24 protein-coding genes are annotated in these 26,962 nt (G+C 58.8%); 11 read left to right on the top strand and 13 right to left on the bottom strand.

Features of this window, described 5'->3' with window-relative positions; translation table 11 throughout:
- Positions 1–120 precede the first annotated feature (120 nt).
- The 3 genes from GTQ55_RS03075 to GTQ55_RS03065 are packed head-to-tail and all read left to right on the top strand — an operon-like array spanning position 121 to position 4,968.
- A complete protein-coding gene (locus GTQ55_RS03075) occupies positions 121–1,080 on the top strand; it encodes an ABC transporter ATP-binding protein (protein ID WP_161857415.1) in 960 nt (319 codons plus the stop codon).
- Entirely contained in the window at positions 1,070–3,982 is a 2,913-nt protein-coding gene (locus GTQ55_RS03070; RefSeq protein WP_237567795.1) for a Gldg family protein, read from the top strand. The genes GTQ55_RS03075 and GTQ55_RS03070 overlap by 11 nt, the downstream gene beginning before the upstream one ends.
- Before the next feature lie 14 nt (positions 3,983–3,996).
- Positions 3,997–4,968 carry a DUF4340 domain-containing protein gene (locus tag GTQ55_RS03065; protein ID WP_161857414.1) on the top strand — a complete coding sequence of 324 codons (972 nt, stop codon included), beginning with the start codon at positions 3,997–3,999 and terminating at the stop codon, positions 4,966–4,968.
- A 70-nt stretch (positions 4,969–5,038) separates the two neighbouring features.
- On the opposite strand, the gene GTQ55_RS03060 is transcribed toward GTQ55_RS03065, so the two are convergent.
- The gene (locus GTQ55_RS03060) at positions 5,039–5,941 is read right to left on the bottom strand and encodes a PhzF family phenazine biosynthesis protein (protein WP_161857413.1); all 903 of its coding nucleotides are present in this window, start codon (positions 5,939–5,941) and stop codon (positions 5,039–5,041) included.
- Positions 5,942–6,048: 107 nt separating this feature from the next.
- The gene (tfpB, locus tag GTQ55_RS03055) at positions 6,049–7,824 is read right to left on the bottom strand and encodes a type IV pilus assembly ATPase TfpB (protein WP_161857412.1); all 1,776 of its coding nucleotides are present in this window, start codon (positions 7,822–7,824) and stop codon (positions 6,049–6,051) included.
- A gap of 201 nt (positions 7,825–8,025) precedes the next feature.
- Here tfpB and GTQ55_RS03050 point away from each other — a divergent pair, with 201 nt between their 5' ends.
- From GTQ55_RS03050 to GTQ55_RS03040, 3 genes are all read left to right on the top strand, one after another.
- Positions 8,026–8,703, top strand: a complete 678-nt coding sequence (locus GTQ55_RS03050) for a TIGR00153 family protein (RefSeq protein WP_161857411.1) — start codon at positions 8,026–8,028, stop codon at positions 8,701–8,703.
- Between the two features lie 13 nt (positions 8,704–8,716).
- Positions 8,717–9,994, top strand: a complete 1,278-nt coding sequence (locus GTQ55_RS03045) for an inorganic phosphate transporter (RefSeq protein ID WP_161857410.1) — start codon at positions 8,717–8,719, stop codon at positions 9,992–9,994.
- Positions 9,995–10,123: 129 nt separating this feature from the next.
- Positions 10,124–10,921 carry a PhzF family phenazine biosynthesis protein gene (locus tag GTQ55_RS03040; RefSeq protein ID WP_161857409.1) on the top strand — a complete coding sequence of 266 codons (798 nt, stop codon included), beginning with the start codon at positions 10,124–10,126 and terminating at the stop codon, positions 10,919–10,921.
- A 158-nt stretch (positions 10,922–11,079) separates the two neighbouring features.
- Here the strand turns inward: GTQ55_RS03040 and GTQ55_RS03035 are convergent, their stop codons facing one another.
- Positions 11,080–11,538 carry a DUF6314 family protein gene (locus tag GTQ55_RS03035; protein WP_161857408.1) on the bottom strand — a complete coding sequence of 153 codons (459 nt, stop codon included), beginning with the start codon at positions 11,536–11,538 and terminating at the stop codon, positions 11,080–11,082.
- Positions 11,539–11,568: 30 nt separating this feature from the next.
- Between GTQ55_RS03035 and GTQ55_RS03030 the strand changes: the two genes are divergently transcribed.
- The 4 genes from GTQ55_RS03030 to ilvD all read left to right on the top strand — a co-directional run bounded on the left by GTQ55_RS03030 (position 11,569) and on the right by ilvD (position 17,103).
- A complete protein-coding gene (locus GTQ55_RS03030; RefSeq protein WP_161857407.1) occupies positions 11,569–12,465 on the top strand; it encodes a DMT family transporter in 897 nt (298 codons plus the stop codon).
- Positions 12,462–13,616 carry an acetylornithine deacetylase gene (argE, locus tag GTQ55_RS03025; protein WP_161857406.1) on the top strand — a complete coding sequence of 385 codons (1,155 nt, stop codon included), beginning with the start codon at positions 12,462–12,464 and terminating at the stop codon, positions 13,614–13,616. The genes GTQ55_RS03030 and argE overlap by 4 nt, the downstream gene beginning before the upstream one ends.
- A gap of 117 nt (positions 13,617–13,733) precedes the next feature.
- Entirely contained in the window at positions 13,734–15,044 is a 1,311-nt protein-coding gene (argA, locus tag GTQ55_RS03020) for an amino-acid N-acetyltransferase (RefSeq protein WP_161857405.1), read from the top strand.
- 223 nt (positions 15,045–15,267) lie between these two features.
- On the top strand, positions 15,268–17,103 hold the full coding sequence (ilvD, locus tag GTQ55_RS03015; RefSeq protein ID WP_161857404.1) for a dihydroxy-acid dehydratase: 1,836 nt from the start codon (positions 15,268–15,270) through the stop codon (positions 17,101–17,103).
- A gap of 83 nt (positions 17,104–17,186) precedes the next feature.
- Here ilvD and GTQ55_RS03010 read toward each other — a convergent pair whose 3' ends face one another.
- The 10 genes from GTQ55_RS03010 to lgt all read right to left on the bottom strand — a co-directional run bounded on the left by GTQ55_RS03010 (position 17,187) and on the right by lgt (position 25,830).
- Positions 17,187–17,852, bottom strand: a complete 666-nt coding sequence (locus GTQ55_RS03010; RefSeq protein WP_202620660.1) for an energy transducer TonB — start codon at positions 17,850–17,852, stop codon at positions 17,187–17,189.
- Between the two features lie 225 nt (positions 17,853–18,077).
- Positions 18,078–19,412, bottom strand: coding sequence for a tetratricopeptide repeat protein (locus GTQ55_RS03005; protein WP_161857403.1), 1,335 nt, complete (start codon positions 19,410–19,412; stop codon positions 18,078–18,080).
- A 14-nt stretch (positions 19,413–19,426) separates the two neighbouring features.
- On the bottom strand, positions 19,427–20,047 hold the full coding sequence (locus GTQ55_RS03000; protein WP_161857402.1) for an energy transducer TonB: 621 nt from the start codon (positions 20,045–20,047) through the stop codon (positions 19,427–19,429).
- 5 nt (positions 20,048–20,052) lie between these two features.
- Positions 20,053–20,454 (bottom strand): ExbD/TolR family protein, encoded by a 402-nt coding sequence (locus GTQ55_RS02995; protein WP_161857401.1) that lies wholly within the window; start codon positions 20,452–20,454, stop codon positions 20,053–20,055.
- Between the two features lie 155 nt (positions 20,455–20,609).
- Positions 20,610–21,137 (bottom strand): MotA/TolQ/ExbB proton channel family protein, encoded by a 528-nt coding sequence (locus GTQ55_RS02990; protein WP_161857400.1) that lies wholly within the window; start codon positions 21,135–21,137, stop codon positions 20,610–20,612.
- Positions 21,138–21,151: 14 nt separating this feature from the next.
- Positions 21,152–22,522, bottom strand: a complete 1,371-nt coding sequence (locus GTQ55_RS02985) for a MotA/TolQ/ExbB proton channel family protein (protein ID WP_161857399.1) — start codon at positions 22,520–22,522, stop codon at positions 21,152–21,154.
- Complete coding sequence (locus GTQ55_RS02980) at positions 22,519–23,301, bottom strand: DUF3450 domain-containing protein (RefSeq protein WP_161857398.1); 783 nt, start codon at positions 23,299–23,301, stop codon at positions 22,519–22,521. Before GTQ55_RS02980 ends, GTQ55_RS02985 begins: the two co-directional genes overlap by 4 nt.
- Positions 23,302–23,573: 272 nt before the next feature.
- Positions 23,574–24,092 carry a dihydrofolate reductase gene (locus GTQ55_RS02975; RefSeq protein ID WP_161857397.1) on the bottom strand — a complete coding sequence of 173 codons (519 nt, stop codon included), beginning with the start codon at positions 24,090–24,092 and terminating at the stop codon, positions 23,574–23,576.
- The gene (locus tag GTQ55_RS02970) at positions 24,092–24,925 is read right to left on the bottom strand and encodes a thymidylate synthase (RefSeq protein WP_161857396.1); all 834 of its coding nucleotides are present in this window, start codon (positions 24,923–24,925) and stop codon (positions 24,092–24,094) included. The genes GTQ55_RS02975 and GTQ55_RS02970 overlap by 1 nt, the downstream gene beginning before the upstream one ends.
- Positions 24,926–24,966: 41 nt before the next feature.
- Complete coding sequence (gene lgt / locus GTQ55_RS02965; RefSeq protein ID WP_237567794.1) at positions 24,967–25,830, bottom strand: prolipoprotein diacylglyceryl transferase; 864 nt, start codon at positions 25,828–25,830, stop codon at positions 24,967–24,969.
- 55 nt (positions 25,831–25,885) lie between these two features.
- On the opposite strand from lgt, the gene GTQ55_RS02960 reads away from it, so the two are divergent.
- Positions 25,886–26,722, top strand: coding sequence for an NRDE family protein (locus GTQ55_RS02960; RefSeq protein WP_237567793.1), 837 nt, complete (start codon positions 25,886–25,888; stop codon positions 26,720–26,722).
- The last annotated feature ends 240 nt before the right edge of the window (positions 26,723–26,962 follow it).

Here is a 26,962-nt window from a genome sequence, read left to right as displayed (position 1 = left end):
ATGGAAGGGTTCACCGCGTGTCTCGCAAAGCTGTACCGGACAGCGGCGCCGCCACGGAGCTGATTAAAACCCCGAAGTTTTACCACCACCCCCTGACAACCAAATCAAAAGGAGGACAAGGTGCTGGAAGTCACCCACCTCAGCCGTTGCTATGGCGACTTCAAAGCCGTAGACGGCGTCAGTTTTAATATTGGCAAAGGCGAAATTGTCGGCCTGCTCGGCCACAACGGCGCCGGTAAAACCACCATCATGAAAATGCTCTCCGGCTATCTCGAACCGGATACCGGCAGCGTAAAGATTGATGGCATCAGCATGGCCGACAAGCCCAAAACCCTGCAACGGCAACTGGGCTACCTGCCAGAGAACTTGCCGGTGTATGGCGAAATGACCGTCGCCGACTACCTCGACTACGCCGCCTCACTAAAAGGCCTCGACGGCCAGGAAAAAATCGACGAAATCCGCCGCGCCCTCACAGCCACCGAACTGGCGGACAAACTGCACGCGCGCATCCACACCCTGTCGCGCGGTTACAAACAGCGCGTCGGCGTCGCCCAGGCCATTCTCGGGCGTCCGCGCCTGCTGATCCTGGATGAGCCCACCAATGGCCTCGATCCCACACAGACCCGGCAGATGCGCGCACTGATCAAAGACATCGCCCGCGAAGCCACCGTCATCCTCTCCACCCACATCATGCAGGAAGTGGAAGCCCTGTGTGACCGCGTGCTGATCATCCACCGCGGCCGCCTCGCGGTGGACGAAAACCTCGACCAGCTGCGCCGCGCCAACAGCATCCTGCTTGAAACCTCCGCCACCGACGCCCGCGAAGTCCTCGGCCGCCTCGGCAAGGAAGACGGCATAGAGCGCATCGAGCCACAGAAGAGCGCCGGGCAGTTCCGCATCCTGCTTAATGAGGACGCCAACCTGCGCAGTGCCAGCGCGGTGATCGCCCGCACCCTGATCGCCGCCGGCGGCGAGCTCTATCGCCTGCAGCCGGAACAGCGGGACCTGGAAAGCCTGTTCCGCCAGGTAAATGAAAACAGCAAAGACGAAAAAACGGAGGCACTGGATAATGCGGCCTGATAACAATCCCCGTAACACGCCCCCGGTCAGCGGCAAGCAGCTGATGCAGCGCGTCGCCGCCAAAGAGCTCACCCTGTTTTTCGCCTCGCCGGTGGCCTATCTGTTTCTCGCCACCTTTGCCGCGGTAAGCCTGTTCGTGTTTTTCTGGGGCGAGGCCTTTTTTGCCCGCAATATCGCCGACGTGCGCCCGCTGTTCGAGTGGATGCCGCTGCTGCTGATATTCCTCAGTAGCGCACTCACCATGCGTCTGTGGAGCGACGAGCGCGCCAAGGGCACCCTGGAACATATCCTCACCCAGCCCGCGCCCCTGTGGCAGTTTGTGGTGGGCAAATTTGTCGCCTGCCTTGTACTGCTCGGTATTGCGCTGGCCATCACCCTGCCGCTGCCGATCACCGTGGCGCTGATCGGCGAGCTGGACTGGGGACCGGTGTGGGCCGGCTATCTTGCCACCTTTTTACTGGGTGCGGCGTATCTCAGCATCGGCTTGTTCGTCTCCGCCCGCGCCAGCAACCAGATCGTCAGCCTGATCGTGGCTTCCGCCATGTGCGGAGTGTTCTATCTGATCGGCACACCGCTGCTCACCGACTTTTTCGGCAACAGCGCCGGCGAGTGGCTGCGCAGTCTCAGCACCGGTGCGCGCTTTGATGCCATCACCCGCGGCGTCATCGACCTGCCGGACCTCTACTACTACCTGAGCCTGTGCGCGGTGTTCCTGGCCCTCAACACCCTGGTACTGGAGCGCGAGCGCTGGGCCGCCAGCGGCGACCGCCAGCATCGCCGCGCCTGGCACGCGGTTACCGCGCTGCTGGTGGTCAATGCCCTGGGCGCCAACCTGTGGCTGGGGCAATTGAAATCCCTGCGCGCGGATGTGACCGAGGGCAACCTGTATTCCATCTCCCCGGCCACCGAGCAGTACCTCAACCAGCTGCAGGAACCGCTGCTGATCCGCGGCTATTTCAGCGGCAAAACCCATCCGCTGCTCGCCCCGCTGGTACCGCAGATGCGCGACCTGCTGCGGGAGTACGAGGTGGCCGGCGACGGCCGCGTGCGGGTGGAGATCATTGACCCGACACAGGAGCCGGAACTGGAGGAAGAAGCCAACCGCAAATACGGTATCGCACCGGTGCCCTTCCAGGTGGCGGACCGCTACCAGGCTTCCATCGTCAGCTCCTATTTCGATGTGCTGGTGCAGTACGGCGACGAGTACGAGGTACTGGGCTTCCGCGACCTGATCGAGGTGAATGCAGAGCGCGAGGCGGACATCGACGTGCAACTGCGCAACCCGGAGTACGACCTCACCCGCGCGATCAAGAAAGTCCTGCAGAGCTACCAGAGCGAGGGCAACCTGTTCGACACGGTGCAGGGCAAGCTGACGTTTACCGCCTATGTTTCCGCCGACGAGCAATTGCCCGAACAGCTGGCGGAGTTCAAGCAGACCATCCGTGAATCCGTGGAAAAAATACAGGCGGACGCCGGTGATCGCCTGAGCGTCGAGTTCATCGACCCGCAAGCGGATGGCGGTGTGGTGGCGCAGCAGATTGCCGAGGACTATGGCTTCCAGCCCATGGCCGCGAGCCTGGTCGGCCGCCCCTTCTATTTCTACCTGACCCTCGCCCGCGATGAGCAGATCGTGCAAATCCCGCTGGACGACCTCAGCGCGGACACTTTCGAGCGCAACCTGGAAGCGGGCATCAAGCGCTTTGCCAGCGGCTTTACCAAGACCGTCGCACTGGTGACACCCGCAGACGATTTCAGCCGGGGGATGGGTGGTGGTGCCCGCTTCAGCCAGCTGGAAACCTTGCTCGGCGCCGAGCTGAACGTGGAGCGCGAGGACCTGAGCGATGGTCGCGTGTCCGGCAACGCGGATATCCTGATGCTTCTGGCGCCGCGCAACCTGAGCGAAAAAGCCCTGTATGCGGTGGACCAGTTCCTGATGCAAGGTGGCACCGTGATTGCCGCCACCTCCCCCTACAGCGCCAACCTGTCCAACCGCAGCCTGAGCCTGAATCGGGTCAACAGCGGCCTGGAACCCTGGCTCGAACACATGGGCCTGAAGGTGGACAACCAACTGGTGCTGGACCCACAGAACAGTGCCTTCCCGGTGCCGGTCACCCGCAATGTGGGCGGTTTCCAGCTGCAGGAACTGCGCATGCTGGACTACCCCTACTTTATCGACGTGCGCGGCGACGGCCTGAACGCCGACAACCCCATCACCGGTAACCTGCCCCAGGCCACCCTGAGCTGGGCCTCGCCGATCCGTGTGGACGACGAGAAGTCTGCACAGCGCACCATCACCCCGCTGCTGCACAGCTCGGAGGAGTCCTGGCTGTCCAGCAGTACCAGCGTGATGCCGCGCTATGTGGACGGGCAGATCAGCGCCTTCACCCCGGAGGGCGAGCGCGCGTCGCAGCTGCTGGGTGTGGTGAGTGCCGGACGCTTTGATTCCTACTTCGCCGGCAAACCCTCGCCGCTGGCACAACAACCAGAAGAGCAGCCCGAAGGCGAAGCCGACAGCGCGAGTGACGCCACCAAACTGGAAAACCTGCCCAGCCAGATCAGCCGTTCGCCGGAGTCCGCGCGCATCATCCTGTTCGCGTCGAATGACTTCCTGCGCGATCAGGTGGTGCGCATGAGCGGCGCGGCCGCGGGCGGCGACTACCTCAACACCCTGCAACTGGCGGCCAACAGCGTCGACTGGTCTCTTGAGGACGCAGGCCTGCTCGGCATCCGCGCCCGCGGCCACTTCAACCGCACCCTGCCGCCCATGGAGCAGGACAGCCGTCTGTTCTGGGAAACCCTGAACTATATCTGCGCACTGCTGGCGCTGGGCATCGTCGCCCTTATCCAGACCCTGCGCAGTCGCGCCCGCCAGCAGCGCTACCAGCAGCTGCTGGCCGGCTGAGGAGGAACCGTAATATGAAAAATCTGCAAATGGCATTGAGCGGCGTGCTGGCACTGCAGCTGGTACTGGCCGCGGGCCTGTTCTGGAATACAAGCGCACGCAATCAGGCGCAGGCACAACAGACCCAACTGGTGCAGACCAAAACCGATGCGCTCAAGCGACTGGAAATTGCCGGCGACGACGAACGTGTGACGCTGGTGAAAAAAGACGGCCAGTGGCAGCTGCCGGACCTGCACGATCTGCCGGTCGACAGCGACAAGCTCGATACTCTGCTCGCAAAACTCACTGCGCTCAAAGGCAACTGGCCGGTGGCCACCAGCAACAGCGCGCGCGAGCGCTTTGAAGTAGCGGAAGACAAATTCCGCAAACACCTCAAGCTGTACACCACGGACGGTGACACGCCGACTGCGGAGTTGCTTGTAGGTACCTCACCGGGTTTCCGCAAGGTGCATGTGCGCCGCGCCGATGACGACGCCATCTATGCGGTGGAGCTAAACAGCTTCGACCTGCCGGAAAACGCGGGCAGCTGGCTGGATAAAACCCTGCTGGCCGCCGGCGATATCGAGCGTATCGAGGGACCGGACTATCAGCTGCGCAAAAATGGTGACAACTGGAAATTTGCCACGGCAAATAGCGACGGCAAAGAAATCGTTGTGCCCGCGGTTGATCCCGGAAAATCCCGCGAGCTCGCCAGCGCCCTGGAGAAACTGCGTGTTACCTCACCCGCAGAGGAAATACCCGATGTCGAGGAAACGGAAATCGTGGTGCAGTCCGAGCGCGGTGAGCTGCGCTATCACTTCGCCCAGGCCGACAACAAATACTATGTGCGGCGGAACGACCGGGAACAGGTTTTCGAGATCGCCAAATACGATTTCGAGCGCGTGGTGAACAAACGCCACGACGACCTGGTACTAGTGGAACGGGAGGAAAAGGAACAGACCGCCGAAGGCGAGGAACAGGAGGATACGGAAGATCCGGCAGCATAACCCCTTCGCCAATAAAAAAACCGCGCAACGGCGCGGTTTTTTATTGGCTGCTGTTTATTGCCAGCAAAGGTCAGGAATAGAACAGCTTGCCCTCTCCCATCTTGATCACCTTGCCGCCGATGCGGCAGCGCACTTCCTTGCCCGCCTTTTTATCAAACTCCACATGCAGCACACTCTTGCGAGTGTCCTCGCTGCCGCGATCCACAGAAAATGTGTGGGTGCCCGCGACGGTTTCCTGCTGCTCGGCAAGATAGGCGATAAACTCCGGCATCACATTGCCGATGGGCGGGTAGACGTCTTTTGCCAGATTCGGGTTCAGCAGGCGGCCGTGAAACTCTGTACCGCCGGTAATCGAACCAGGTGCAAACAGAAACAGCTCCGACGTGTACATGTCACCCAGTAATTCCGCCCAGCGATCGTGATTGAGACTGGCAGCCAGGACATGCTCGGGGCGGGTAAAAGGCACAATCAGGGTCGGCGTATCCACACTCACTACGGCGGGCCGGTACTTGCTGAACGAAATATGTTTTTCCCCGGTATTCAGTGCCGCGGCGAGGCGGGACACTTCCGGGGTGTAGCGATCCACGGTGGGTGACAGCACACGCGCAAACTGGATATTACCGGGGCTACCTTCGTTGTCGTCAATAAAGCTTTCGATCAGTCCGCTGTCCTGCTGCAGCAGGAAAGAGGCAAAGCTGCCTTCACTTTTGGCCAGGCCCAGCTCAAATGCCATAAAGGACACCGCGAGAATGGTATGGGCGCCGAACCGCTGCTGGCCCGCGCTGTTATATACACAGGCCGGGACTGTTTTTTCCGGCTCGATAAACACGGTTTCCGTCTGCTGGAATTCGCTCGCGATCGCCTTCTTTGCCAACTCGTCCAGTGAGCGACCAGCAAGGTTCACCACCGGGATCTGGGTTCCCTGGAAAGGAGCGTCGGCAAAAACATCCAGTAATACGTATTCAAGCGCCATCTGATTAGTCCTTTATTCAGTCTTTTTATCGTCAACCGTTTTACACCGGGTTTCCCGACTATGGCGCAACAAAAAAAGTTTGCAAGCGTTTCACCGCCACGCCGGCATCAGAAAGAGATATCCGGCGGCGGCGCGACCCGCAGCACTTCCTGTACGGTGGTAATACCCGCCGCCACTTTTCGCGCACCGGAGAGACGCAAACTGTTCATGCCCTCGCGCATGCCCTGGCGACGCACCTGCTGCAAATCACAATCGTGCGTCACCAGTGCCTGTACAGCCTCGGTGAACGGGAGAATTTCGTAGATACCCTGACGGCCTTTGTAGCCCGTGTTACGACAGTCGAGGCAACCCTCCGGCTGGTACACCACCTCCGGCTTGGGTGCCTTCCAGGGTTTTACCAGCGCCTGCCAGTCCTCGTCACTCACTTCCGCCTTGCGCTTGCAACTGGGACACAGGGTGCGCACCAGGCGCTGGGCCATAACCCCAAGCACGGTGGACTTCAGCAGGTAGTGCGGCAGCCCCAGATCCAGCAGTCGCGTAACCGCGGTGGGGGCATCGTTGGTGTGCAGGGTGGAGATCACCAGGTGGCCGGTGAGAGCGGCCTGCACCGCCATCTGTGCCGTTTCCAGGTCGCGGATCTCACCCACCATGATGATGTCCGGGTCCTGGCGCATCAGGGTGCGGATACCGGCCGCGAAATCGAGGCCGATGCTGTGATGCACCTGGGTCTGGTTGAAGCTGTCCTCCACCATCTCGATCGGGTCTTCGATGGTGGATACATTCACCTCGGTGGAGGCCAGCTGCTTCAGTGCCGTATAAAGCGTGGTGGTTTTACCGGAACCGGTGGGGCCGGTAACAAGCACGATGCCATTGGGGCGACCCAGCATTTTGTGCCAGCGGGCGAGGTCTTCGCCGGCAAGGCCCAGGTCGTGATAGGAGCGCGCCAGAACTTCCGGGTCGAAGATCCGCATCACCAGCTTTTCCCCGAAGGCGGTAGGCAATGTCGAAAGGCGCAGTTCCACTTCACTGCCATCCGGACGCTTGGTCTTGATGCGGCCGTCCTGCGGTTTGCGCTTCTCCGCCACATTCATACGCCCGAGGATCTTCAGGCGGCTGGTGACGGCGGCGTTGACCTGATCCGGCAACTCGTGAATCGGGTGCAGCACCCCGTCGATGCGGAAGCGGATACGGCCGATACCACGACGCGGCTCGATATGGATGTCACTGGCGCGCTGATCGAAGGCGTGCTGTAACAGCCAGTCGACGATATTGACGATGTGCTGGTCGTTGGCCTCCGGGTCCTTCAGATTGCCCAGTTCCAGCAGCTGCTCGAAGTTGCCGGCGCCGGAGCTGCCCTTGAGGCCGCTGGCACCGGAAATGGAGTTCGCGAGGGAATAGAACTCGATGCCGTAGCGCTTGATATCCGCCGGGTCCGCGACCACCCGCTGTACCGTGCGGCCGCTGGTGTGCTCCAGCTGCTCTTCCCAGCCGCTGGTGTAGGGCTGCGCGGTAGCCACCAGCAGCATCTCTTTCGAGGCCTCCACACACAGGATCTGGTGGCGCTTGGCAAACTGGAAGCTCATCACCTCGGTGACTTCCGCCACGTTCACCTTGAGTGGATCGATATGATAGATGCCGTGGGAGGAAGTATCCGCCAGCCACTGGGTCAGGGTGGCGGCATCCAGTGTCTTGCCAGGCTTCTTCTGATTCTCCAGCTCACAGCTGGCTATATACGAAAGCGGGTGCATTTGCGCCTGCTCAGCGCTGCGCGGCGTCCCGATCAGGCGGTTGGCCTCCAGACGGCTCACATAGCCCTGTCCCACCAGGTCTTCCAGCAATCCCGGCAGGTCGAGAATCCGGTCCGCCATTCTGCTCACAGCCATACCCTGTTACCCGTCTACGCTTATCATGAAGGCGCATTGTAGCTTTTATGGCGAGCGGCAACAGTGCGCCAGATCAACGGATTGGCGGCGAAACCAAACCGTCACTGTGACCTTCGCACTGGTTGGGGTACCATGCCGCCCAATTTGGCCGCCCCGGCGGCCATAACCCCCTCTCTCAGGACCGGAAAAAAGGAACAGACCATGCCCCTGTCCAATATCGCCAATCTGTTCGGCCGCTCGCCGATCAAGCCGATCAAGGAGCACATGGCGACCGCCCACGAAGCGTCAGCGGATCTGGTGCCCTTCTTCGAAGCCCTTATGAAAGGTGACTTCGGCACTGCCAAAACCGTTCAGCAACGCATCTCCGCCAGCGAAAACCGCGCCGACGACATCAAGAAGGATCTGCGCCTGCACCTGCCGGACAGCCTGTTTATGCCGGTCTCCCGCAGCGACCTGCTGGAGCTGCTGCACGCCCAGGACAAAGTGGCCAACACCGCCCAGGATATCGCTGGCCTCGCGATCGGTCGCCAGATGGAGATTCCCGCGTCCATGCACAGCATGATGGCGATCTTTGTCGAGAGCGCCGTGGCCACCTCAGCGCAGGCGCTCACCGCCATCAATGAGCTGGACGAACTGCTGGAGTCCGGCTTTGCGGGACGCGAAGTGGATATCGCCCGTCGCATGACCGAGGAACTGGATGACCTTGAGCGCAAATCCGACAAGCTTGAAGTGGAAGTACGCGCCACATTATTCAAACTAGAAAAAGACCTGCCGCCAGTAGACGTGATTTTCCTCTACCGGGTCATCGAGTGGGTTGGCGTACTGGCGGATGAGGCCCACGCCGTGGGCAACCGACTACAGCTGTTGCTGGCGCGCTAAAGGGAGAGAAAACGTGGAAATCATCGCTCAATACGGTCACATCTTCCTGATCCTGGCCTGTGTTTTCGGATTCTTCATGGCCTGGGGTGTGGGCGCCAACGACGTCGCCAACGCCATGGGTACCTCGGTGGGCTCGCGCGCACTGACCATCAAGCAGGCGATCGTGATCGCCATGATCTTCGAGTTTGCCGGCGCCTACCTGGCCGGCGGCGAAGTGACCTCTACCATCCGCAAGGGAATCATCTCTCCGGATCTGTTCAACGATAAACCAGAACTACTGGTCTACGGCATGCTCTCCGCGCTGCTGGCGGCGGGTACCTGGCTGATGATCGCCAGTATCCTGGGCTGGCCCGTATCCACCACCCACTCCATTGTCGGCGCCATCGTCGGCTTCTCGGCGGTGGGTATATCCGTGGACGCGGTGGCCTGGGGGAAAGTCGCGAGTATCGTCGCCAGCTGGGTGGTATCGCCGGTACTCGCGGGCACCATTTCCTTTATGTTATTCAGGAGTGTGCAGCGCCTGATCCTCAACACGGAAGACCCCTTCGCCAACGCCAAGCGCTATATCCCGGTTTACATGTTCGCGGTGGGCTGGATGATCTCCATGGTGACGCTCACCAAAGGCCTGAAACATGTACTGAAAGACGCCGACATCACCCTCTCCTTCTGGCAGGACGCACTCATCGCCGGGGTCATGGGCCTGATCGTCATGGGGGTCGGCATCATGCTGCTGAAGCGTATCAAGCGCGACCCGGAGCGCGAGAAATACAATCGTTTCGCGAATGTTGAACGGGTGTTCGCGATCCTTATGGTTTTCACCGCCTGCGCCATGGCATTTGCGCACGGCTCCAACGACGTGGCCAATGCCGTAGGCCCGCTGGCTGCGGTGGTCAACACGGTGCAACAGGGTACGGTAACCGCCAAGGCCGCAATGCCGGGGTGGATCCTGCTACTCGGTGGTGCCGGTATCGTTGTCGGTCTCGCCACTTACGGCTTCAAGGTAATGGCCACCATCGGCAAGAAGATCACCGAGCTGACTCCGAGCCGGGGCTTTGCTGCCGAGCTGGGTGCGGCCTCCACTGTGGTACTGGCGTCCGGCACCGGCCTGCCAGTCTCCACCACCCACACACTGGTGGGCGCGGTGCTGGGTGTGGGGCTGGCCCGCGGTATCGGCGCACTCAACCTGCGCATGATCACCACCATCGCCGCCTCATGGATCGTCACCCTGCCCGCTGGCGCCGGCCTGGCCATCCTGTTCTTCTTTTTCTTCAAGGGTGTGTTTGGTTGGTAACAGGGAATGGTAAAAACCACTGGTAGATAACGGCAGGTAATAGAAACCGCCGCCGTCACCTGTTAAAAAGGGAGCTTATCGCTCCCTTTTTTATTGTTCATTTTTCGTTTACTGGAGAAGGAAACTCCCGTGCAACTGCCCATCTACCAGGCTGACGCCTTCACTTCCGAACTGTTCAAAGGTAACCCTGCCGCCTACGTGCCGCTCACCCGCTGGCTCGATGACCGCTTGTTGCAACAGATCGCCGCGGAGAACAACCTCGCCGAAACCGCGTTCACCGTCCCTGCCGGCAACGGTTTCGAGCTGCGCTGGTTCACCCCTGGTGAAGAAGTCCCCCTGTGCGGCCACGCCACCCTGGTCACCGCCCACCTGCTATGGACCGAGCTTGGCTTTATCGACGACGAAATCCACTTCTTCACTCGCAGCGGTGAACTGATCGTACGACGTAACAGCGAGCAACTGGCGCTGGACTTCCCCGCACAAAATATCCAACCGGTCGGCCTCGGCAAGGAATACACCGATGCGCTCGGTGCCGAGCCGCGGTCTGCAATGGAGGTCGCTGGCTCCAATGACCAGCTACTGGTGGCATTTGACTCCGCGGAAGTCATTGCTAACCTCGCCCCCGATATGCGTGCCGTCGCCAGCCTTCCCTACAAAGGCGTAATCTGCACCGCTCCCGGGGAGGGCTTCGACTGCGACTTTGTCAGCCGCTTCTTCGCGCCCGCTATCGGTATCGATGAAGACCCGGTAACCGGCTCTGCCCATACCTACCTGATGCCGTTTTGGGCGGACAAGCTGGATAAGACCGCGCTCAAGGCGAAGCAGATTTCACCACGTGGTGGTGAGCTTGATTGTGAATTGCAGGGAGACAGGGTGATTATGCGGGGGAAAGCGGTGACCTATTTGCGGGGGCAAATCACGCTCTAATTCGAAGGTTTGTATGAAGTAAAAGTGCCTACGAGAAGGCGACGATACCGGGTGCAAACTTGTGAGACCTTCTAAAACAGGGATGTTTTAGAAGGTCTCACAAGTTTGCACCCGGTAGCGGCGCCGCCACAAGACTCTCTACGGAGCACCACAAAGAACTACCAGTAATGGTAATGAAGCTTTTCATTCTTCCGCGGCCCAACAATCTGCCAGATCAGCTCAATTTCATCCGGGTGCAGAATCAGGTCCGCAGTATAGGTATCCTCGCCACACAAATGCGGCGACTGGTGGCGAAACCCGTGCTCGGTGATGGGGACCAGATTAAACAACAATACCGGCTGCTCGCGCCGCAAATGCTCCAGCCGCACAAAATCGACACAGCGGGTCCAGCGGTAGCGGTTCTCCAGCGCCACCTTGTTGCCTTCCGCATCCGTAAATTCTGCCTGCTCTGCAAAAAGGATATGCGCTCCCGCCGTCGTCACTTCGACCTCACCCCGCGCGTGTCCACGCCAGTTGGTTTTGGAACCGGGGCCATTGCTGGCATTGAAGCTGAACGCACGCACCTTGTGTAAGCGCTCACACAGTTGCGCCAATGCCGCCAGTGACTTGTAATCCATGCGTAAACTCATCCGGACAATGTCGCACTCATGATTCTTCTCCTGCTCATCACACTATTGTGGGCCTTCTCGTTCAGCCTGATCGGCGTGTACCTTGCCGGGCAGGTCGACAGCTACTTTTCCGTGCTCACCCGGGTATTGCTGGCAACCGTTGTGTTCCTGCCTCTTCTCAACTGGCGTACTCCACCGCGCACAGCGATCACCCTGATGACGATCGGCGCCGTTCAGCTGGGAATGATGTACCTGTTTTACTATCAGTCCTTCCTGCTGCTCAGCGTGCCCGAGGTACTGCTATTTACGATTTTCACCCCGGTATACATCGCCCTGATTTATAACCTGCTGGCACGGCGTTTCACCCTGGGAGACTCGCTCTGGAACCTGTCCGTCGCTGCAATTGCCGTCGCCGGCGCTGCGGTTATCCGCTGGGATGACCTCAGTGAGGATTACTGGTTGGGCTTTTTCGTAGTCCAGGGCGCCAACCTGTGCTTTGCGACCGGCCAGGTGGCTTACAGGCAGTTTATGCAATCTGCCCGCACCCGGGGGGCGACTCTGGCGCCCCGGGAAACATTTGGCTGGTTTTTTATCGGAGCGAGTATTGTTGCCGTGGCCGCGTGGTTGATACTCGGTACACCACAATATCCAACGAGTGGCGTGCAGTGGGCCGTGCTACTCTGGCTTGGCGCGGTCGCCTCCGGCCTCGGCTATTTTCTCTGGAATAAAGGTGCCACACAGGTATCCCCTGCAACGCTTGCCGCAATGAACAACGCGCTGATTCCGGCCGGCCTTCTGGTTAACCTGCTGATCTGGAATCGTGACGCAAACCTGCCAAGGCTGATCGTCGGCGGCTTGCTGATCGCAGCGGCCGTTGCGATCAGTGAATGGCGTAACAAACACCGAAGTTCACACATACAAGGATCGTCCCAATGAGCACCCGCACTCTGCCTACCCTGCAGAGCCAGCTGCAGCAGCTGGTCGCCAGCCCAAGCGTAAGCGCCACCAACCCAAAACTCGATATGGGCAATCGCGGTGTGATCGACCTGCTGGCGGTATGGCTCGACACACTCGGTTTCCGGGCCGAGATCATGCCGATCGAGAGCAAGCCCAACAAGGCCAACCTGATTGCCACGCTCGGCAGAGGTGACGGTGGCCTGGTGCTCGCGGGACACACGGATACCGTACCCTACGACGACGATCGCTGGCAGTCGGATCCGTTCAAACTGAGCGAGCGGGACAATCGGTTCTACGGTCTCGGCAGTACCGATATGAAAGGCTTTTTCCCGCTCGCCATCGAGGCAGCCAAGGCCTTCGCCGACAAACCACTCAGGCAACCGCTGATCATTCTCGCCACCGCCGACGAGGAGACGTCGATGTCCGGCGCCCGTGCGCTGGTAAAGGCGGGCATACCAAAAGCCCGCTATGCGGTAATCGGCGAGCCCACCGGGCTCAAGCCCATCCGCATGCACAAAGGCATGATGATGGAGCGCTTGCGTATCACCGGCCAGGCCGGCCATTCCTCCAACCCCGCTTATGGGGCCAGTGCGCTGGAAGCCATGCACACCGCGATGGGTGAAATTCTGAAACTGCGCGGCGAGTGGCAGCAGCGCTACCAGAATCCGGGCTTCGAGGTTCAGGTGCCAACACTCAACCTCGGGTGTATCCACGGTGGCGACAACCCAAACCGCATTTGTGGCCACACAGAGTTGCAGTTCGACCTGCGCCCGCTGCCGGGAATGCCCATGGACGAACTGCGTGGAGAGCTGCATCAGCGCCTCAGCAACGCAGTCGGCGGGGAAAAAATAAAACTTGAAATGGACTCGCTGATCGGCGGCGTGGACGCATTCGAAGAGCCAGCACAATCCGAGCTGGTAAAAGCAGCGGAAAAGCTCACCGGGCACAGTGCCGGGAGCGTGGCTTTTGCCACCGAGGCGCCTTTTCTACAAAAACTTGGAATGCAGACGATAGTCCTCGGTCCCGGTGATATCGACCAGGCGCATCAGCCGGATGAGTACCTCGGGTTAGACCGGATTGATCCGATGGTGGATATTTTAAAAGGGATGATTGGGCATTTCTGTTTGTAACCGGGCATCGCAGCCTGTGCACCAGGCTAACGCTCATCTTGACGCAGAAACAATACACCCGCAGAAAATACGGTATATTGTGCCAACCTCCAACTTACCTGCTGAACAGTAAAGATTGTGAATACCGAAACCACCACCCTCAATTGGTTCCGAAACGCCGCGCCCTATATCAATGACCTGCGCGGGCGAACCCTGGTGGTCGCGATTCCCGGCGAAGGCGTGGAGCACGAGAATTTTCGCAACCTTGTACACGACCTGACGCTACTGATCAGCCTCGGTGTGCGCCTGGTACTGGTACACGGCGCACGCGCGCAGGTAAACCGGGCGCTGGAAAGCGCCGGTATTGAAAACCGTTTTCATGGCAATACCCGTATTACTGATCGCGACACCCTGGAAGTCATCAAGGCGACCATGGGCAAGCTGCGCTTTGAGATCGAGGCGGCCTTTTCCCAGGGGCTACCGGACTCGCCTATGGCCAGGTCAGCGCTCAAGGTGATCTCGGGTAACTTCGTGTCAGCGCGGCCGGTCGGCATCATCGATGGCACGGACATGCGCTGGACCGGCCGGGTGCGGCGGATGGAGGTGCCCGCGATCACGCGTGCGCTGGAAGAAAACGCCCTGGTGTTGCTGTCCCCGATCGGCACCTCTCTCACCGGGGAGCTGTTCAACCTCAATTATCTGGACCTGGCTACAGAGGCTGCAAAATGCCTGCGCGCCGAGAAACTGATCCTGTACCGGGATACACCACAGCTGGAAGTAGCAGGCACGCCGGTGCATGACCTCAGTATCCATCAGGCCGAGGACGTCGCAGAGCAACTCGACAGCGAGACGCTGAACAGCGCCATCAGCGCCTGTAACGCTGGTACCCAGCGGGTACACCTGCTCAGTTACGCCGACAACGGCACGCTGCTACAGGAGCTGTTCAGTCGTGAGGGTGCCGGCACTATGATCTACCGCGACAGCTACGAGGTGATTCGCCGCGCGCGGATTAATGATGTGGGCGGTATTCTTGGCTTGATCCGTCCCCTGGAAAAGCAGGGTATTCTGGTGCGGCGCTCGCGCGAGAAGCTGGAAGCGGAAATTGACCACTTTACTCTGGTCGAAGTTGATGGAACGCCGGTAGCCTGCGCGGCGCTCTACCCGATTCTCGACCACCAGGGGGACACCGTGGCCGCCGAGATTGCCTGTGTCGCGATTCACCCGGAGTTTCGCGGTGGCGGCCGCGGGGCCAAGTTGTTACAGCACCTGGAACGCCAGGCCCGCGCGCTCGAGCTTTCAGAACTCTACGTCCTGACGACACAGACCGAGCACTGGTTTATCGAGCGAGGCTTTGCGCAGGTCGACGTTTCCAGCCTGCCCGCAAGCCGCCAGTCGATGTACAACATCCAGCGCAATTCTCGCGTTTTGCGTAAGGCGCTCAAGGCGTAAAAAGTTTGCGGATCCCGTAGCCCCAAGCGGACAGATCTTTCGGCGAAACCCCCGCGGGCACGCGACCGCGCAAAATCCTTTCTACTTTGGTAATCTGTCGCGCTGCCGGGGCTATTTGCTGCCCCACCTCTGTGACGGGTCGAGCTTTCCAGTTGCCCGCACTCTGTCACTTGCCGATTTTTTCCGGAGCACCGCTCCAAGAGCCATTTTTGTAAGAAATACTATGCCTCAATACCGCTCCCGCACTTCTACCGCCGGCCGCAATATGGCCGGCGCCCGCGCACTCTGGCGCGCCACCGGCATGAAGGATGACGACTTTCAAAAGCCGATCATTGCCGTCGCCAACTCTTTTACCCAGTTCGTGCCCGGGCACGTGCACCTCAAAGACATGGGGCAACTGGTGGCGCGGGAAATTGAAAAGGCTGGCGGCGTAGCCAAGGAGTTCAACACCATCGCGGTGGATGACGGTATCGCCATGGGCCACGACGGTATGCTCTACAGCCTGCCCAGCCGTGAGATTATCGCCGACTCAGTGGAATACATGGTAAATGCGCACTGTGCGGATGCGCTGGTGTGCATCTCCAACTGCGACAAAATTACCCCCGGAATGCTGATGGCTGCCCTGCGCCTGAATATCCCGGTGATCTTCGTCTCTGGCGGGCCGATGGAAGCAGGCAAGACCAAGCTCGCGGACCACAAGCTGGACCTTGTCGATGCCATGGTGATTGCGGCCACAGATGACGCTTCCGATGAAAAGGTCGCCGAGTACGAGCGCTCAGCATGCCCCACCTGCGGCTCCTGCTCCGGCATGTTCACCGCCAACTCCATGAACTGCCTCACCGAGGCCCTGGGCCTGTCACTGCCGGGCAACGGCACCATGCTCGCCACCCATGCAGACCGCGAGGCGCTGTTTCTGCGGGCCGGGCGCGAGATCGTGTCGCTCGCCAGGCGCTATTACGAACAGGACGATGAATCCGCACTCCCGCGCACCATCGCCAACCGCGCCGCGTTCAGCAATGCCATGGCGCTGGATATCGCTATGGGCGGTTCCACCAATACCATCCTGCACCTGCTCGCTGCCGCACAGGAAGGGGAGATCGACTTCACCCTTGCCGATATCGACCGCCTGTCACGCAAAATTCCGCAGCTGTGCAAGGTGGCGCCGAACACCCAGAAATATCATATCGAGGATGTACACCGCGCAGGCGGTGTGATGTCCATTCTGGGCGAGCTGGAAGCGGGCGGCCTGCTGGACGCCAGCCTGCCGACCGTGCACAGCAGTTCGCTCAAGGAAGCCCTGGAACAGTGGGACATCCGCCGCACCGACGACCCGGACGTACACAAATTCTTCCGCGCCGGCCCCGCCGGCATCCCCACCCAACAGGCATTCAGCCAGGAGTGTCGCTGGAACAACCTGGATGGCGACCGCGAATATGGCTGTATTCGTTCCGTAGAACACGCCTACTCCGCCGAGGGCGGGCTGGCGGTGCTGTTCGGCAACCTGGCCGTCGATGGCTGCGTGGTGAAGACCTCCGGTGTTGAAGAGGAACTGTGGAAGTTCGAAGGGCCCGCACATATCGTCGAGAGCCAGGAAGATGCGGTAGCGCATATTCTCGAGGGCAAGGTAAAGCAGGGGGAAGCGGTGATCGTGCGCTACGAGGGCCCCAAGGGAGGCCCCGGCATGCAGGAAATGCTCTACCCCACCAGCTACCTTAAATCCAAGGGGCTGGGCAAGTACTGCGCCCTGATCACCGACGGTCGCTTCTCCGGCGGCACCTCGGGCCTGTCCATCGGGCACGTATCTCCGGAAGCGGCCGGTGGCGGTAATATCGGCCTGGTACAGGACGGTGACCTGATACGCATCGATATCCCCAATCGCCTGATCGAAGTGGATATCCCGGAAGCCGAACTCCACCGCCGCCGGGAAGCCATGAGCAACAAAGGACAAGACGCCTGGAAGCCGGCCAAGGTTCGACCACGCAAGGTAAGCCGCGCACTCAAGGCCTACGCGCTGCTCGCTACCGCCGCCGACAAAGGTGCGGTACGCGAGATCGACTGACCTGGTCTTCGATCCAGCGGCCGGTGCCAAATAAAAATAGCGGGCAAGTTGCCCGCTATTTTTTTATCCAATGACCTCTCCCGTTATTCGGCCATTTTGAACGTGATTCGGTTGCGCACGCCGTGCTTCTCCACCGGTTGCCCCTCAGACAGCAAAGGCCGGTATTTAAACCGCTCTACGGCATTCAGCGCTGCGGAATTGAAAATATCCGTCGGTGCGCCGCTACCGTCGTAGCCTCCAACAACGCTGGGGTTTTTCACACTGCCATTTTTGCTAATGGTGAACTCCACCACCACATATCCTTCGATACCCCTGGCCAGTGCGCGACGCGGGTAACTCGGCGCCGGCTTATAAATTGGCAGCGGGTCCGAACTGACGATAGCAGGCCCCAACTTTCTCTTCGTCACCACCGGCGGCTCAAACGATATCGGTATGTCCCCCGGCTCCACGCGGCGGTCGACCGTCACAGGTTGCATGGGGGGCGGCAGCTCCTGTGGCTTCTTGACTGGCTCCTTCCTATGCACCGTGGGCTTCACTTCTGGCATATGGATAGGCGCCACCTTGGGCGGCAAAGCCTCCGGAGGAGCCTGATAATCCGTGGCAATGAGCTGTGTCATACCGAACAGCAGCAAGCCGGTAGCACCCAGGGCAAAAGCGCCGTTACGCAACAACGTTACCGTCCTTAACGGAATGGAAAATTGCCGGTTGGATAATTGGGAAATGGAATCTAGCGGATAAGCCTGTCCCATAAACACCTCTCCTTTTTATTTTCAGGTGTTGATTGTTCGCGCCCACATACGAGTAAGTGGGTACAGTGGAAAGCTGATCAGCTACTTTCAGTATTTAGTCGAATTTGGCGAATATGCAAATAATTCCCATTTATTGATCATGCAAACGCCAAAACAGACAAATTTCAGGCATAAAAAAAGGCCGCACACTGTGCGGCCTTTTCTGGGTCAGAACAAACAAGTGGCTTACATTGCCAGCTGCTTCTCCCGCTCCTGCTCTGCTTTGACAAAAGTAATCCACTGCTTGGCAAATTTCTCGGAACGCTTGTCATCGACCGCTTTCTCGAGGTACTTCAGCGAAGTGTCATACTTCTTCAGGTTGGCATTCGCCATACCGAGAACAATATAGAGCTGATCAGGACGTTTGATACCGCCCTTTTTCAGCGCCTTTGCGCCCATATCAATGGCTTTCTTGTTGTCATCCAGGTCCAGGTAAATACTGGCCAGGCGAGAGTAAAGATCGCCCTTGTCGGACATGCTGGCAGCAGCTTCCAACTCGGGAATCGACTTCTGCAGCTCCTGAGCCATCTGGTAAGCCTGAGCCAGGGTTTCCAGATTTTTCGAGGTCCGCTTGATCTTCTTCTCTTTGATGCCCTTGTCGATGACTTTGGCACCCTTGTACGGCATCTCAGCACCCATAAAGAGATAGGCCATGTTCAACAGCTCTTTCTCTTTCTGCAAGGCACCGGCCACGTAGGCAGCTTCCATCATGTGAAGCATGTCGTCTTCACGCTTGAGCTCGCCATACATGCCTGCCAACTGCCTGTAGTACTCGCCTTTCGGGTAGTACTTCACCAGCTTCTCGAGCACTTTAGCTACGTTTTTGTAGTCATTCTGCTCATAGTAGAAGTAGCGCTGCAGCTGGAACCAGTTTTCCTTGGGGGTCTTGCCATCCTGCTCGTACATGGAAATGGCCTTGGTGATATCAGCCATCGCATTTTTGGCGTTACCCACCTGATGATAAGCCTGAGCACGCAGGGCGTAAGAATCCGCCGTTACGTTGTCAGCAAGTGCAAACCACCTGTTCAGGTAAACCAGAGCCTGCTTGTAGTCTTCGGTTACGAAATACAGCTGGGCGATGGTCAGCAGGGTGCCTACTTCCAGAGCTACCGGCAGGTTTTCTTCACCCTGCTGCAGTACCTGCTTGTAGTAGTTAATCGCCTGCGGATACTTCTCCATGCTGTAGTAGACAAAGCCGTAGAAGTAGTACATCTGAGCGGTTTCATAACCGTTCAGCTTACTTTTACCCGCTTCCATCTCCCTCAACGCAGCCAGTGCTTCCTGCCATTTTCCGGCGTCAGCGGCTTCCTGGGCCTTGCCCAGGTATTTGAAGGCACTTTCACGCATGGATGGGGTTTTGCGCGTCTTTTGTTCAGCCGCTTGGGACTGGGCAAAAGAAGCGGATACACCCACCGCTTCCAGCACGGTAACGCTTACTGCCGGGGCCAGCACCAGGGGCAGCGCCACGGACGTGCGCAGGACGAGCTTGGATAAACCTTTCGTCACGGTCGTCATGTTCATATGCGTCCCCTAACTTATTGCGCCATATTGAAGCTGATCTTGGTTTTTACACCAGGAACTTCAATCGGCTCGCCATCAACAACCCGCGGCTTGTACTTGTACTTCAGCGCAGACTTCACCGCAGCGCTATTGAAGATCGTAGTGGGGTTGCCGTCTTTGGTGAAAGCTTCCACTACACGCGGGTCCCGTACAGAACCGTTCTTGGTCACCGTGTATTCCACGACTACCCAGCCTTCGATACCGCGCTGCAGTGCGCGACGGGGATACTGGGGCTGAACCTTTACGATTGGCAGGTAATCACCTTCAGTGGCGAAACCACCAATACCACCCACCTTCAGGTCGGCGTTGGCCGCAGGCGCAGACATGTTCAGGGCATTGTCCACATCCGGCTGGTCAAACTCCGGCTCCGGCATTTCGGGCGGCGGCTGCTCGGGCTCGTCGGGCTTATCCGGTTTGCTGGTATCGTATTTGGTTTCGATCTTCGTCTCCGGCATCACGACGTCGGCCACTTTGATCTGCTCCTCTTCATCAGGAGCTTTCATGTTGGCTTCGATCAGCTGATGCATGGTGAAGATCAGGGCGAAAGTCGTGGCTACCGCCAGCGCACCTGCCCCTACTAGTCTTACCGGGTTCATAGCTGTTAACTCTTCTCTGTAGCGACCGACACTTTCTCGATTCCGATCTTCCTGGCCGCGTCCGCGATCAGGGCAACCTTCTCGATACTTGCCTTCTTATCGGGCTGAATTACCAACCACCCTTTCGGGTTTTCTGCATAGAGACGCTCCAGGGTGTTTTTCACCAGGCGATCGTCTACCAGCTCTTTGGCAATCCAGATTTCGTTGTTGTCGTTAATCGCTACCAGAATAGAGGCGGCTTTGAGATCAGCGGTTGTCGCTTCCGGCTTCAGAACGTCAATGCCCGGTTCCTTGATAAAGGTTGCGGTGACGATGAAGAAGATCAGCATGATGAACACCACGTCCAGCATGGGCGTGAGGTCAATCGCTTGTCCTTCTTCTTCAGCCGTATTGTTTCTTCTGCTCATTGCAACTCTCTCTAGCGAAATGCTAATAGCGAGATTTGGCCCTGTGGAGCTTTCACCTCAAATGTATTGATAGTGAAAGCTCCCCGAATTGGCTAAACCTTCTCGGCTTCCAGCAGCCCTTTCAGAGACTGACCGGTCGCGTCATTGTGGTGCCGTCAGTGGTCCATCGTCAGATGGTCTTCCAGCAGCTGGGTTTCACGCTCTGCAGTACGAGTGATGTAGGTATTGGCAAATACCCCAGACAGTGCGGTCACCATGCCCGCCATTGTCGGGATGGTGGCCATGGATACACCGCTGGCCATTTGCTTGGCATCACCACCGCCGGTAATTGCGAGAACCTCGAACACGTTGATCATGCCCCAGACGGTACCCAGCAGGCCGAACAACGGCGCGAGGGCGACACAAGTCTGAATCATGTCCATATTGCTCTGAATCTTCTCGGATACCCGGGAAACCAGTGCGTAGCGGATCTGGTGGGCACCCCAGGATTTGCGCTCAGGGCGCGCTTCCCAGGTGTCCACAGCACCCTGAACATCGCGTTTCAGGCTGCCTTTGAAGTAAAAGAACCGCTCGAAAATCAGCGTCCACATGAAGAAGGTCAGGCCGGCGATCAGAAGTAGTACTGGCCCGCCCGACGCCATAAAGGCGTTGACGGCGGCCCATGCGTCATTTAATGCGTGCATGTTGCCGCCTCCTCTTATTTACGCTCAGCGTTTTCTGCAACGATACCGGCACTCTGTTCGTCCAGGATGTGCAGGATGCGTTTGGCACGGCCATTCACAATGGTGTGCAGCAGCACAGTCGGGATCGCGACACACAGACCCAGAACGGTGGTTACCAGTGCAGAGGAGATACCGCCGGCCATTGCCTTTGGATCGCCCGCGCCGAAGATGGTGATCGCCTGGAAGGTGATGATCATACCGGTAACGGTACCCAGCAGACCCAGCAGCGGGGCTACCATGGCGATGATCTTCAGCAGGTTCAGACCGGATTCGATGGCCGGACGCTCTTTCAGCACCGCTTCTTCCATCTTCAGTTCCAGAGTCTCGCCGTCGACACCTTTGTTCTCTTCCGCTACGGACAGAACACGACCCAGCGGGTTGTTGGTGTTCGGAGTGGAGGAGCGCAGCTGGGAGTTCACTTTAGCGTTCACACCAGACAGCACGATCAGGCGCCAGATGGCCAGCAGTAACGCAACCACACCAACACCAGTGATGATGTAGCCCACGATACCACCCTGGTGCCAGCGCTCAACGAGGCTCGGGCTCGCGATCATGGCCTTCAGGTAGGAACCGCCAGTAGGACCGGTGGGGTCGATACCAAACGGAGTGAAACCGCTGGTCGCCGCCTGCAGGTCAGACGCCATGCCCTGGTACTTGCCGTCTGGCTGACGGATCAGCTCGGCCATTTTCTGGCTGTCGTTCATTTCCAGGTATTTGCCATTGGAAACCAGGTTGAAGTTACCAACACGTACCACTTCCTGCTCGGTCTGTTCGCCGTCGGGCAGGATTACGGTGCCGTTGAACTTGACAACCTTGCCGGATTCCACGGTTTCACGCTGCAGTTCGTACCACAGACGCTCGATCTCTGCGATGGTCGGCAGTTTGGTGGCAGAGTTCATTTTGTCGATCAGCTGATCGAGGAACTCGGCACGGCCCGGGTACTGGGCAGAAACCAGCGAGGTCTGCAGGTTGGCACGCAGGTCACCAGCGGTAGAGGTCAGGTGACCAAACAGTTCTTTCAGAGAGCCGAGGCGCTCGTCCAGCTGCTGACGCTTCTGTTGAACCAGCAGTTCCTGTTCTTCGTACTTCTTCTCCAGCGCCGCAGAGCGGGCTTCTTCGGAAGCGCGAGTGTTTTCAGCCTGTTTCAGCAGAGAAGCCTGATTGGCTTTCTGGCGACGGAAATCCGCTTCGCGCTTTTTGTGCTCGGCAGACTCGGCGATTTTGGAGCTCTGAACCATCTTCAGCAGCTGGTCCAGGGAAGATGCTTTGTCCTGGGCTACAGCGGAAACACTGATCAGGCCAGCGGCAGCAACAGCTAGGACGCGTTTGGCGATAGAGGTTTTCATTGCGCAGCCTCCGGAGCCGGAATCGGCATAGTCATGATGTCGGTAGTGGCCTGTTTCTTGGCGATTTTCAGACCCTGCATGATGGCGCGACGGTATTCGCCAGCGTCAACTTCAACCCAGGCCTTCTGCTCTTTGTCATAAGCCAGGGAGATTTTGGAGTCAGTGGTCTGAGCTACCAGGGCGATACGGCCGATCTGCAGTACGTTTACTTCGCGGTCCTGACCGTTCACGTTCAGGGTGTCGCCGTAGCTGTCGATCTTACGCGCGTATTCGGCTTCGAAGTTGTACAGCTCCAGCACCTGACGGAATTTCTCCGCTACGGTGATATCGGAACGGTCCATATTGTTCTTAACACCTTCGAGGTTGGACTTACGCTCGGCCAACTTGAAGGGGGCGTCCAGCTCGATGAACTGCTCCAGACCATCCAGCATACGCAGGATCAGGGGCTGGATCTGACGCTCAATAACGGTTACCTGATCGATGGACTCGTCGAGGTCCTTGATCACGGCCAGCTGGTTAGCCAGCTGCTTTTCGAGCTGACGGTTGTATACGCGCAGACCGTCAATTTGCTTGTTCACAACCCTGAACTCAGTCAGGAGTTCAGAAGTTTCCTGAGCGATCTTGTCGATGCGCTTTTGAGAAGCAGTGGCAGCAGCAGTTTTCTGCTCGCCAACCTTGAGAACGGTATCGAGTGTATCCGCAGTGGCTACGCTACCGTACAGTGCGCCGGCAGACAGCGCAGTGGTCAGCGCCACAGCCATGAATCGCTTGGTTTTCATTAGACCCCCCAGTGGGTTCAATATTTCACAACATGGTCGCGATGGATTAGCTGCCACAACGCGGTGGTTTTTGGTTTGAAGACAGCTAAGAGCCGCACATTGTAAACAGCCGATTTGATTATTCAAATGCCGATTGACTGTACCGCCCCGCCTGTGTAGCTCGGTAACACCCAGGTAACACCCTCGGGTTTCATGCACACATTTGCGGCGGGCTACTTTGTGCAACATTTGACCAAAACTACCCGAAAGGGCATTTTTTAGTCAAATTGTTTTTATTTAAACCTGTCGTACTGGACTAAGCAGTAGTTGTATTCGTCCTTCTCAGACGCCGGGTAACAGTCCCGACTGACCTCCCGCCAGGTTTCGTCCAGCGCAGGGAAAAAGGCGTCGCCCTCGACTTCGGCATCCACCTCGGTAACGTACAAACGCTCCGCCAGAGGCATCGCCTGCCGGTATATCTCCGCCCCGCCGATAATCATGACCTCTTCGACGCCGTCGCCCGACGCGCTTGTGGTCGCGGCATCCAGTGCCGACTGCAACGAGGCCACCACGGTCACGCCTTCGGCACGCCACTCGGGATTGCGGGTGATCACAATATTCTGCCGCCCCGGCAGGGGCCGGCCGATGGACTCGAAGGTCTTGCGCCCCATGACCACAGGCTTGCCGAGCGTGGTGCGCTTGAAGAACTGCAGGTCCCCAGAGATACGCCAGGGCAGGGTATTCTCACGGCCGATGGCGCGGTTGCTGGCCATGGCAACGATCATCGCCAGTCTCGGCGACCCCGCGGACATTACACTGCCACCGGCGCGGGAATATGCGGGTGGGCTTCGTAGCCCCTGAGCTCAAAATCCTCAAAACGGAAGTCAAACAGGTCGTGCACTTCCGGGTTGAGCAACATCTGCGGCAGCGGCAGAGGCTCACGGGAAAGCTGCTCCTCAACCTGTTCCATATGGTTGGAGTAAAGGTGGGCATCACCAAAAGTGTGCACAAAATCTCCGGGCTCCAGGCCACACACCTGCGCCAGCATCAGGGTCAGCAGGCTGTAGGACGCAATATTGAAGGGCACTCCGAGGAAAATGTCGGCACTGCGCTGGTACAGCTGGCAACTCAGCTTGCCATCGGCCACGTAGAACTGGAACAGGGCGTGACAGGGCGCAAGCGCCATCTTGCCGGCACGGGCATTTTCGCTTGGTGACACGCCTTCATCAGGCAAATCCGACGGATTCCAGGCGCTGACGATCAGGCGGCGGGAGTCCGGGCGCGTTTTGAGCTGCTGAACCAGATCCCTGATCTGGTCGATATGGCGGCCGTCAGCGGCAGGCCACGAGCGCCACTGATAACCGTAGACCGGTCCCAGGTCCCCCTCATCTGTGGCCCACTCATCCCAGATACGCACACCGTTTTCCTTCAGGTAGGCGATATTCGTATCGCCTTTCAGAAACCACAGCAGCTCGTGAATGATCGAGCGCAGGTGACACTTCTTGGTGGTGATCAGCGGGAAGCCCTCGGCCAGATCAAACCGCATTTGATAGCCAAATACACTGCGGGTACCGGTGCCCGTGCGGTCGCTCTTTTCGGTGCCGTTGTCGCGCACATGGCGCATAAGATCCAGATACTGCTTCATTTATATCTCTTGGCTTCTAAATAGGTTTGCTGTGAACAGCGTTACTTGGCTTCACTCTTGGCAGCACCGGCGCCACCCTTGGAAGTGCGCTTTTCCGCCTCCCGCTGGCCGCGCCCCTGCGGCATGGGCTGCGTGCGGTAGCTCCATACGAGCAGAATGATACCGGCGGCGATCATCGGCAGACACAGCAACTGGCCACGCGTCATCCAGCCAAACATCACCTCGATGCCGACGTCCGGCTGGCGCACGAACTCCACCAGGAAGCGGAAGATCCCGTATAGAAGGACAAACATCCCCCCGACGGCCAGACGCGGGCGCGGCTTGCTGGAGAAAATCCACAAAACCACAAACAACACCAGTCCTTCCAGAAACGCCTGGTACAGCTGCGATGGGTGGCGAACCAGCAGTTCCGGGTCACGCGGGAAAACCATCCCCCAGGGCACATCGGTCTCGCGCCCCCACAACTCCTGCCCGATAAAGTTGCCAATACGGCCGAGGCCGAGGCCGATAGGCACCAGCGGCGCGACAAAGTCGATCAATGCGGGAAAGGTGGTGCCGATCTTGCGGGCATAAATTGTTGCCGCCAGCATCACGCCGACCAGGCCACCATGGAAGCTCATGCCCCCTTCCCAGACCTTGAACAGGCTGAGAGGGTGGGCCACCAGCTCATTGAAGTTATAGAAGAACATGTAACCGACGCGGCCGCCAGCCACCACACCGATGGCGCAGAACAGGATCAGATCCTCAACTTCAGACTTGATCACCGGCGACCAGGGTTTCTGCGCCCTGCGCATGGCGAGCCACCAGGCAGCGGCAAATCCGGCCAGGTACATCAGGCCATACCAGTGGATCTTGAGGGGCCCGATGGCCACCGCAACGGGATCAATCTCGGGGTAAGTCAGCATGCTCGAACCGCGGTTATTCAAAGTGGGCGTTATTATGGCATTGAGGAAATGACTATTGCGAGATGCCATGTGCCTGCTTTTGATCGCCTACCGCCAACACCCCCACTACCCGCTGCTGTTACTCGCCAACCGGGATGAGTTTTACCGCCGCCCTGCGGCACCGGCACACCCGTGGGAAGACAGCGAAATGGTCGCGGGCCGCGACCTGGAGGCGGGGGGCACCTGGCTCGGAATTGCACCGGGCGGGCGCGTGGCGGCGGTGACCAATATCCGCGAACCGGGCGTGCCGGAGCCGCAACAAGTGCTGTCACGGGGTGAAATTCCCGCGAACTTTCTCCGCAGCACCCAATCACCGCAAACCTACGCAGCGGGACTGCCAGGAGCGAGATACCGGGGGTTCAACGCATTGCTGTTCGACCCGCGCGCGGACAGGGAGCTGGTGTGCGCGGGCAACCGCCACGCCCCGTTTGCCATGGCGCCGGGCGTACATGGCATTTCCAACGGAGCGCCCGACGCGCCCTGGCCCAAGGTGAAGCGGGGCTGCCGGTCACTGGCGGGACTCATTGCCAACCTGCCCGACCAGCTGGACCCGGAAAACTTCATCGCCCCCGCGCTGACCCTTCTCGCCGATGACACGCGTGCACAGGAATCGCAGCTTCCGGACACCGGCGTGGGACTGCCGATGGAGTCGGCGCTTTCGCCCATCTTCGTACGTATTCACGCCGAGGATATCAGTGCGGAAAATCACCGTGCCATGCGCGGCGGCTATGGAACCCGAGCCAGTACGCTGGTGGCCGTGGACCACTGCGGCGAGGTTCAGCTGTGGGAGCAGACCTATATTGACGGTACAGTCAGCGGCAGCCCGCGTCACTTTCGCTATCCGGGCCGCTGAGTATCGAACCCGGTATGGACGACCCAGCCAGCCACATTATTTCAATATTACCCGCCCGTTTGGCACCAGGTTCTCGCCGGAGCCCGAGCGGCGTTCCACAGGTCCCCTGCTATCCCTCTCCCGCACCTTCACTTTCGTAAGGTGAAATGAAGTTTGCGCCAAGCAAATTTCGCATTTGTTGCCATACTTAATTTCACAGGCAGGGGGATGTTGAGATACGCGCTAAACGCGCTTCAACTC

Source organism: Microbulbifer hydrolyticus, assembly GCF_009931115.1.
In the GTDB taxonomy this organism is placed as follows: Bacteria; Pseudomonadota; Gammaproteobacteria; order Pseudomonadales; family Cellvibrionaceae; genus Microbulbifer; species Microbulbifer hydrolyticus.
The sequence above is the reverse complement of the archived record's forward strand: the minus strand, read 5'-3'. Positions and strand labels throughout refer to the sequence as shown.